This window comes from Enterobacter sp. 168J2, from assembly GCF_034107265.1.
Lineage (GTDB): Bacteria > Pseudomonadota > Gammaproteobacteria > Enterobacterales > Enterobacteriaceae > Enterobacter > Enterobacter nematophilus.
The window spans coordinates 72,475-81,051 of sequence record NZ_JAWNEB010000013.1; the positions used below are offsets into that span (position 1 = coordinate 72,475).

The window sequence follows — 8,577 nt, forward strand, 5'->3', positions numbered from 1 at the left end:
CTGACCGTTAAGCCCTATAGACTTCCCGACAGAGAGAGCGAATGACAACCTTAAGCTGTAAAGTGACGTCGGTAGATACTATTACCGACACCGTATATCGCGTCCGTTTGGTTCCTGAAGCGGCATTCTCATTCCGTGCCGGCCAGTACCTGATGGTGGTGATGGACGAGCGTGATAAGCGTCCTTTCTCTATGGCCTCTACGCCAGCAGAGCAGGAATTTATTGAGCTGCATATTGGTGCGTCTGAGCTTAACCTGTACGCGATGGCCGTGATGGACCGCATCCTGAAAGAGCGTGAGATTGTGGTCGACATTCCTCACGGCGACGCGTGGTTGCGTGATGACGAAGACCGTCCGCTGATTCTGATCGCGGGCGGTACGGGTTTCTCCTATGTGCGCTCTATTCTGCTGACCGCGCTGGCGCGTAATCCAGACCGTGATATCACTATCTACTGGGGCGGCCGCGAAGAGAAGCACCTGTACGACCTGTCTGAACTGGAAGCGCTGAGCGTTAACCATCCAAATCTGCGCATTGAGCCAGTGGTTGAGCAGCCGGAAGAGGGCTGGCGCGGACGTAGCGGGACGGTGCTGACGGCGGTGCTGCAGGATCATGGTACGCTGGCGGGACATGATATCTACATTGCAGGCCGTTTCGAGATGGCGAAAATTGCCCGCGACCTGTTCTGTAACGAACGCGATGCGCGTGAAGATCGCCTGTTTGGCGATGCGTTTGCATTTATCTAAATAAAAAGCCCGCCCCTGACAGGCGGGAAGAACGGCAACTAAACTGTCTCTCTTCGCCAATGACGCCTTGTTCTGGCGTCACTGGCTTTGAGATACTTTTCCTTACTTACACTCTCTCAAACACCGTCGCGATACCCTGACCCAGGCCGATACACATCGTTGCCAGACCAAACTGGGCATCTTTGCGTTCCATCAGGTTAATCAGCGTCGTGCTGATACGCGCCCCGGAACAGCCCAGCGGGTGACCGAGGGCGATCGCGCCGCCGTTGAGGTTGATCTTCTCGTCGATCTGCTCCATCAGCCCCAGATCTTTAATGCACGGCAGGATCTGCGCGGCAAACGCTTCGTTCATCTCAAACAGGTCGATATCGCTGGCGGTTAAGCCCGCTTTTTTCAGCGCCAGCTTCGAGGCCGGAACCGGGCCGTAGCCCATGATAGAAGGATCGCAGCCCACCACCGCCATCGAGCGCACGCGAGCGCGTGGCGTCAGGCCTAATTCGCGGGCGCGGCTTTCGCTCATCACCAGCATCGCGGCGGCACCGTCGGACAGCGCCGACGACGTCCCCGCCGTTACCGTACCGGTGACCGGATCAAATGCCGGACGCAGGGTAGAAAGCGCTTCGACCGTAGTTTCAGGACGGATCACTTCGTCGTAGCTGAACTGCTTCAGTACGCCGTCTGCGTCGTGGCCGCCGGTCGGGACGATCTCATTCTTAAAGGCACCGGACTGCGTGGCGGCCCAGGCGCGAGCGTGAGAGCGCGCGGCAAAGGCATCCTGCATTTCACGGCTGATGCCGTGCAGACGAGAGAGCATCTCGGCGGTCAGACCCATCATCCCCGCGGCTTTCGCCACGTTACGGCTCATGCCAGGGTGGAAATCGACCCCGTGGCTCATCGGCACGTGGCCCATGTGCTCCACGCCGCCCACCATGCAGGCCTGCGCATCGCCGGTCATGATCATGCGCGCCGCATCGTGCAGCGCCTGCATCGACGAACCGCACAGGCGGTTGACGGTAACGGCCGGAACCGAGTGCGGGATCTCCGCCAGCAGCGACGCGTTGCGGGCGATGTTGAAGCCCTGCTCCAGCGTTTGCTGCACGCAGCCCCAGTAGATATCGTCGAGCGCTGCCGGGTCCAGCGCCGGGTTACGCGCCAGCAGGCTACGCATCAGGTGCGCGGAGAGGTCTTCCGCGCGCACGTTACGAAACGCACCGCCTTTTGAACGGCCCATCGGGGTGCGAATCGCATCAACAATGACAACCTTTTCCATTGTGACTCCTTAAGCCGTTTTCAGCGCGCCAACCGGACGGGCTGGCTCAACTGCTGGATAGTAGGGTTCGTTATGGCGCGCTTTGTTACGCAGCCCTTCCGGCACCTCATAAAGCGGGCCGAGGTGCTGGTACTGCTGGGCCATATCGAGATAGCGGGCGCTGCCGAGCGTGTCCAGCCAGCGGAACGCGCCGCCGTGGAACGGAGGGAAGCCCAGGCCGTACACCAGCGCCATGTCGGCTTCTGCCGGGCTGGCGATGATGCCTTCTTCCAGGCAACGCACCACTTCGTTGATCATTGGAATCATCATGCGGGCGACGATCTCGTCATCGGTGAAGTCGCGTTTTGGTTGACTGACGTCGGCCAGCAGGCCATCCACCGCCGGATCTTCTTCTTTCTTCGGTTTGCCTTTGCTGTCTTCTTTATAGCGCCAGAAGCCCAGGCCGTTTTTCTGACCAAAGCGGTTGGCGTCAAAGAGGGCGTCAATGGCGTCGCGATAATCTTTCTGCATGCGCTGCGGGAAGCCTGCCGCCATGACCGCCTGGGCGTGGTGGGCGGTATCAATGCCGACGACGTCCAGCAGATACGCCGGGCCCATCGGCCAGCCGAACTGTTTTTCCATCACTTTGTCGATTTTGCGGAAGTCCGCACCGTCGCGCAGCAGCTGGCTGAAGCCGGCAAAGTACGGGAACAACACGCGGTTGACGAAGAAGCCCGGGCAGTCGTTCACCACGATCGGCGTTTTGCCCATCTTGCTGGCCCACGCCACCACTTTAGCGATGGTTTCGTCAGAGGTTTTTTCCCCACGGATCACCTCGACCAGCGGCATACGGTGTACCGGGTTGAAGAAGTGCATCCCGCAGAAGTTTTCCGGGCGCTTCAGCACGCTCGCCAGTTCGCTGATGGGGATGGTGGAGGTGTTTGAGGCCAGTACGGCGTCCGGGCGAACCTTATCTTCCGTTTCCGCCAGCACCGCTTTTTTGACTTTCGGGTTCTCAACGACCGCTTCGACGACCACATCCACACGGTCGAAACCGCTGTATTCCAGCACAGGCTGGATGGTTGAGATCACGCCTGCGAGCTTCAGCCCGTCAATTTTTCCGCGTTCCAGCTGTTTATTCAGCAGCTTGGCGGCTTCGGTCATGCCCAGCGTCAGAGATTTCTCGTTGATGTCTTTCATCACTACCGGCACGCCTTTCCAGGCCGACTGGTAAGCAATGCCGCCGCCCATAATACCGGCGCCGAGTACCGCCGCGTGTTTTGGCGTCTCAACGTTTTTGGTCAGCTGTTTCGCCTTTCCTTTAACGAACTGATCGTTAAGGAAGATGCCAACCAGCGCGCGGGCTTCATTGGTATGCGCCAGCGGAACAAAGCTCTGGTTTTCCAGCTTCAGGGCTTCGTCGCGGCCAAAGCGGGCTGCCGCTTCAATGGTTTTCACCGCCGTGATTGGCGCCGGGTAGTGTTTACCCGCCGTCTGCATCACCATGCCTTTGGCGATGGTGAAGCTCATGGTGGCTTCAATCTTGCTGAGCTTTAACGGCTCCAGCTTCGGCTGACGTTTGGCTTTCCAGTCGAGGTCGCCGTTAATCGCCTGACGCAGAATGGCGAGTGCGCCTTCAACCAGCTTCTCTGGTTTCACGACGCCGTCGACCAGGCCGATTTTCTGCGCCTGTTCTGCACCCACGTCTTTACCGGCGGCAATGATTTCCAGGGCGCTGTCGGCACCCAGCAAGCGCGGCATACGCACGGAGCCGCCAAAGCCCGGCATGATGCCCAGCTTGGTTTCCGGCAGGCCGATACGCAGGTCCGGCGTCGCCAGACGGTAGTCGGTCGCCAGCACGCACTCGCAGCCGCCACCCAGCGCGTAGCCGTTCACGGCAGATATCGTTGGAACAGGCAGATCTTCCAGACGATTAAAGACGCTGTTGGCAAAGTGCAGCCACTGGCTCAGCTGTTCTTCCGGAACCTGGAACAGCGAAAGGAATTCGGTGATATCGGCACCGACAATAAAGGCCGCTTTGTTCGAACGCAGCAGCAGCCCTTTTAATTCAGATTGCTTTTCAAGCACTTCCAGCGCCTGGCCAAGACTGGCCACCGTCGCGGTATCAAGCTTATTCACTGAGCCGGGGGCATCGAACACCAGTTCGGCAATGCCATCTTCCAGCCAGTTGAGGTACAGGGTGTCGCCTTTGTAAAGCATGTCAGTCTCCTGAATCCAGCAAGTGGATCTGGTCATACCAGATGAGACGGAGTGTGGAATTTATGTTAATAAAATGCAAATTACTCATTAAGAAATTGCTGCGTTGATCACGGTCGGTGGAAATCACGCAGCCGGAGTGAGGTGTGCTAAGATGCGATGACTTGAGGTCAAAAAAACGAAAGGAAGAATGATGGACTCACTGGCTTCGCTTTATAAAAATCATATCGTTACCCTACAGGAACGTACCCGCGATGTACTGGCCCGTTTCAAGCTGGATGCCCTGCTGATCCACTCCGGCGAGCTGATGAATACTTTTCTTGATGACCACGCCTACCCGTTTAAGGTCAACCCGCAGTTTAAAGCCTGGGTGCCGGTGACGCAGGTTCCAAATTGCTGGCTGCTGGTGGACGGCGTGAACAAGCCGAAACTGTGGTTCTACCTGCCGGTCGATTACTGGCACAACGTCGAACCGCTGCCGACCTCTTTCTGGACCGAAGAAATTGAGGTGATTGCCCTGCCTAAAGCGGACGGCATTGGCAGCCAGCTGCCAGCTGCGCGCGGCAACATTGGCTACATTGGCCCTGTACCTGAACGTGCGCTCGGTCTGGATATTCCGGCAGACAAGCTCAATCCGAAAGGCGTGCTGGATTACCTGCACTATTACCGCGCGTATAAAACCGACTATGAACTCTACTGCATGCGTGAAGCGCAAAAAACGGCGGTGAATGGCCACCGTGCCGCGCACGAAGCGTTCCAGTCAGGCATGAGCGAGTTCGACATCAACCTGGCCTACCTGACCGCAACCGGTCATCGCGACACCGACGTACCGTACAGCAACATCGTCGCGCTGAACGAGCATGCGTCTGTTCTCCACTACACCAAACTGGATCACCAGGTTCCGTCTGAGATGCGCAGCTTCCTGCTGGACGCAGGCGCAGAGTACAACGGCTACGCGGCCGACCTGACCCGCACATGGGCGGCGAATGCGGATACCGATTTCGCGCAGCTTATTAAAGACGTAAACGACGAACAGCTGGCGCTGATTGGCACCATGAAGGCCGGAACCAGCTACGTGGATTACCACATCCAGTTCCATCAGCGCATTGCCAAACTGCTGCGTAAGCATCAGATTGTGAAAGACATGAGCGAAGAGGCGATGGTCGAAAACGATCTGACCGGGCCATTCATGCCGCATGGTATCGGCCACCCGCTGGGCCTGCAGGTTCACGACGTTGCGGGCTTCATGCAGGATGATACCGGCACGCACCTGGCTGCACCGTCTAAATATCCTTACCTGCGCTGCACCCGTATTCTTGAGCCGCGCATGGTATTGACCATCGAGCCGGGGATCTACTTTATTGAGTCCCTGCTGGCGCCGTGGCGTGAAGGGCAGTTCAGCAAGCACTTCAACTGGGAAAAAATCGACGCGCTGAAACCGTTTGGCGGCATTCGTATCGAAGATAACGTGGTGGTGCACGAGAACGGTATCGAGAATATGACGCGAGACCTGAAGCTGGCCTGATGGAAAGCTGGCTGATACCGGCTGAACCGGTCACCTTTGTTGAGGAAATCAAGAAAAGCCGCTTCATTACGCTGCTGGCGCACACCGACGGCATAGAGGCGGCGAAAGCGTTTGTCGAGTCCGTTCGCGCGGAGCACCCTGACGCACGTCACCACTGCGTGGCGTGGGTGGCAGGGCCGCCGGACGATTCGCAACAGCTCGGTTTTTCAGACGACGGTGAACCGGCGGGAACGGCCGGTAAACCCATGCTCTCCCAGTTGATGGGCAGCGGCGTGGGTGAAATTACCGCCGTGGTGGTGCGCTACTACGGCGGCATCCTGTTAGGCACGGGCGGGCTGGTTAAAGCGTATGGCGGTGGCGTTCAGCAGGCACTGAATATCCTGACGACCTCCCGCAAAACGCCGCTCACCGAATATACTTTATTGTGCGATTACGCTCAGCTATCGGGCATTGAAACGCTGCTCAAACAGTTTAACGGCGTGATTGCGCACAGTGATTACCAGGCAATGGTGCAATTACGCGTGGCGCTTCCTCAGGCGGAACTGGCTGCTTTTTCAGCAAAACTGGCTGATTTCAGTCGCGGTTCGTTGCAATTGCTGCCGATTGAAGAATAATCCCCACCTCACTTTTTGAATACCAAAGGAAGCGGCAGAGATGCATTTTCGTGCCATAACCCGAATCGTTGGACTGCTGGTCATACTCTTTTCGGGGACGATGATTCTTCCCGGACTGGTGGCGCTTATCTACCGGGACGGCGCGGGGCGGGCATTTACCCAGACCTTCTTTGTCGCGCTGGCGATCGGCTCGCTGCTGTGGTGGCCGAACCGTCGTCAGAAAGGTGAGCTGAAATCTCGCGAAGGATTTCTGATTGTGGTCCTGTTCTGGACGGTGCTGGGAAGCGTCGGTTCGCTGCCCTTTATCTTTTCTGAGCAGCCTAACCTCAGCATCACGGACGCCTTTTTTGAATCGTTCTCCGGCTTAACGACCACCGGTGCGACGACGCTGGTGGGGCTGGATTCGTTACCCCACGCTATTCTCTTTTATCGCCAGATGCTGCAGTGGTTCGGGGGGATGGGGATCATCGTCCTGGCGGTGGCCATCCTGCCGATTCTGGGCGTCGGGGGGATGCAGCTGTACAGGGCTGAAATGCCGGGGCCGCTGAAAGACAACAAGATGCGCCCGCGTATTGCCGAGACGGCGAAAACCCTGTGGCTGATTTATGTTCTGCTGACGGTAGCCTGCGCGCTGGCGCTGTGGTTTGCCGGCATGCCTGCCTTCGATGCTATCGGGCACAGCTTTGCGACAATTGCTATCGGCGGGTTCTCCACTCACGATGCCAGCGTGGGCTACTTCGACAGCCCAACGATTAACACCATCATTGCGATTTTCCTGCTGATCTCCGGCTGTAACTACGGCCTGCACTTCTCTTTACTGAGCGGACGCAGCCTGAAGGTGTACTGGCGCGACCCTGAGTTCCGCATGTTCATTGGCGTCCAGCTTACGCTGGTCGTCATCTGCACCCTGGTGCTGTGGTTCCATGATGTTTACAACTCGGCGCTGACCACGCTCAACCAGGCGTTTTTCCAGGTGGTGTCGATGGCGACGACCGCCGGGTTCACCACGGACAGCATCGCGCGCTGGCCGCTGTTCCTGCCGGTGCTTCTGCTGTGCTCCGCGTTTATCGGCGGCTGCGCCGGGTCGACGGGCGGTGGCCTGAAGGTGATTCGTATTCTGCTGCTGTTCAAGCAGGGCAACCGTGAGCTGAAGCGTCTGGTTCACCCGAATGCGGTCTACAGCATCAAGCTGGGTAACCGCGCGCTGCCGGAACGTATCCTGGAAGCGGTGTGGGGGTTCTTCTCGGCGTATGCGCTGGTCTTTATCGTCAGCATGCTGGCGATCATCGCGACGGGGGTGGATGATTTCTCCGCCTTTGCGTCCGTCGTCGCAACGCTGAATAACCTCGGGCCTGGCCTGGGGGTTGTGGCGGATAACTTTGCCAGCATGAACCCGGTCGCGAAATGGATCCTCATTGCCAATATGCTGTTTGGTCGTCTTGAGGTCTTTACGCTGCTGGTGCTGTTCACCCCAACATTCTGGCGCGAATAAGGAGCCGTTGATGAAAACACTGATTCTTTTCTCTACGCGAGACGGACAAACGCGTGAGATTGCCGCATACCTCGCGTCGGAATTAAAAGAGCTGGGCATTTACTCGGATGTGGTGAACCTGAATCGCGCGGAGCAGATTGCCTGGCAGGAGTACGATCGCGTGGTGATTGGCGCCTCTATTCGTTACGGGCATTTCCATCCGGCGCTGGATCGCTTTGTGAAAAAGCATACGGCGGTACTCAACACATTGCCGGGCGCGTTTTACTCGGTCAATCTGGTTGCCCGTAAAGCTGAGAAGCGTACGCCGCAGACCAACAGCTACACGCGTAAGTTTTTACTCAGCTCGCCGTGGCAGCCGGATCTGTGCGCCGTTTTTGCCGGTGCGCTGCGCTATCCTCGCTACCGCTGGTATGACCGCTTCATGATCCGCCTGATTATGAAGATGACGGGTGGCGAAACCGACACGCGTAAAGAAGTGGTTTATACCGACTGGTCGCAGGTGGCCGGTTTTGCGCGGGAAATTGCGCATTTAGCGGGCGATTCGCGCCTTAAATAAGCGTTAAGTTTGAAAAGTGAGCGAACGAAAAGTTTTTTGTATTTTGTGCTTGTCATTTAAGAATAACTCCCTATAATGCGCCTCCACTGACACGGAACAACGGCACACACGCCGCCGGGTCAGCAGAGAAAAGCAAAATAAACGCTTGACTCTGAAGCGGGAAAGCGTAATATGCACACCC

Annotated in this window: 7 protein-coding genes; 5 read left to right on the top strand and 2 right to left on the bottom strand. The window is 57.4% G+C overall.

The features are described 5' to 3' along the window. Nucleotides 1–41 precede the first annotated feature (41 nt). On the top strand, nt 42–743 hold the full coding sequence (fre, locus tag USG84_RS21740; RefSeq protein WP_151413042.1) for an NAD(P)H-flavin reductase: 702 nt from the start codon (nt 42–44) through the stop codon (nt 741–743). Between the two features lie 106 nt (nt 744–849). On the opposite strand, the gene fadA is transcribed toward fre, so the two are convergent. Together fadA and fadB are read right to left on the bottom strand one after the other, a co-directional pair. Next, entirely contained in the window at nt 850–2,013 is a 1,164-nt protein-coding gene (gene fadA, locus USG84_RS21745; RefSeq protein ID WP_061096781.1) for an acetyl-CoA C-acyltransferase FadA, read from the bottom strand. A 9-nt stretch (nt 2,014–2,022) separates the two neighbouring features. Further along, a complete protein-coding gene (fadB, locus tag USG84_RS21750) occupies nt 2,023–4,212 on the bottom strand; it encodes a fatty acid oxidation complex subunit alpha FadB (RefSeq protein WP_151413043.1) in 2,190 nt (729 codons plus the stop codon). Between the two features lie 190 nt (nt 4,213–4,402). Here fadB and pepQ point away from each other — a divergent pair, with 190 nt between their 5' ends. From pepQ to hemG, 4 genes are read left to right on the top strand one after another with little or no spacing between them, the layout of a single operon-like run. Beyond that, the gene (gene pepQ, locus USG84_RS21755; protein WP_028014769.1) at nt 4,403–5,734 is read left to right on the top strand and encodes a Xaa-Pro dipeptidase; all 1,332 of its coding nucleotides are present in this window, start codon (nt 4,403–4,405) and stop codon (nt 5,732–5,734) included. Next, entirely contained in the window at nt 5,734–6,348 is a 615-nt protein-coding gene (locus USG84_RS21760; RefSeq protein WP_151413044.1) for an IMPACT family protein, read from the top strand. Before pepQ ends, USG84_RS21760 begins: the two co-directional genes overlap by 1 nt. A gap of 40 nt (nt 6,349–6,388) precedes the next feature. After that, on the top strand, nt 6,389–7,840 hold the full coding sequence (gene trkH / locus USG84_RS21765; RefSeq protein ID WP_013099227.1) for a Trk system potassium transporter TrkH: 1,452 nt from the start codon (nt 6,389–6,391) through the stop codon (nt 7,838–7,840). Between the two features lie 10 nt (nt 7,841–7,850). After that, on the top strand, nt 7,851–8,396 hold the full coding sequence (gene hemG, locus USG84_RS21770) for a menaquinone-dependent protoporphyrinogen IX dehydrogenase (RefSeq protein WP_061096784.1): 546 nt from the start codon (nt 7,851–7,853) through the stop codon (nt 8,394–8,396). Nucleotides 8,397–8,577 lie beyond the last annotated feature (181 nt).

Bases quoted from the DNA above. Each gene is read 5' to 3' on its own strand.
- fadA (WP_061096781.1), bottom strand. From the start codon at position 2,013: ATGGAAAAGGTTGTCATTGTTGATGCGATTCGCACCCCGATGGGCCGT.
- trkH (WP_013099227.1), top strand. From the start codon at position 6,389: ATGCATTTTCGTGCCATAACCCGAATCGTTGGACTGCTGGTCATACTC.
- USG84_RS21760 (WP_151413044.1), top strand. From the start codon at position 5,734: ATGGAAAGCTGGCTGATACCGGCTGAACCGGTCACCTTTGTTGAGGAA.
- fadB (WP_151413043.1), bottom strand. From the start codon at position 4,212: ATGCTTTACAAAGGCGACACCCTGTACCTCAACTGGCTGGAAGATGGC.
- fre (WP_151413042.1), top strand. From the start codon at position 42: ATGACAACCTTAAGCTGTAAAGTGACGTCGGTAGATACTATTACCGAC.
- pepQ (WP_028014769.1), top strand. From the start codon at position 4,403: ATGGACTCACTGGCTTCGCTTTATAAAAATCATATCGTTACCCTACAG.
- hemG (WP_061096784.1), top strand. From the start codon at position 7,851: ATGAAAACACTGATTCTTTTCTCTACGCGAGACGGACAAACGCGTGAG.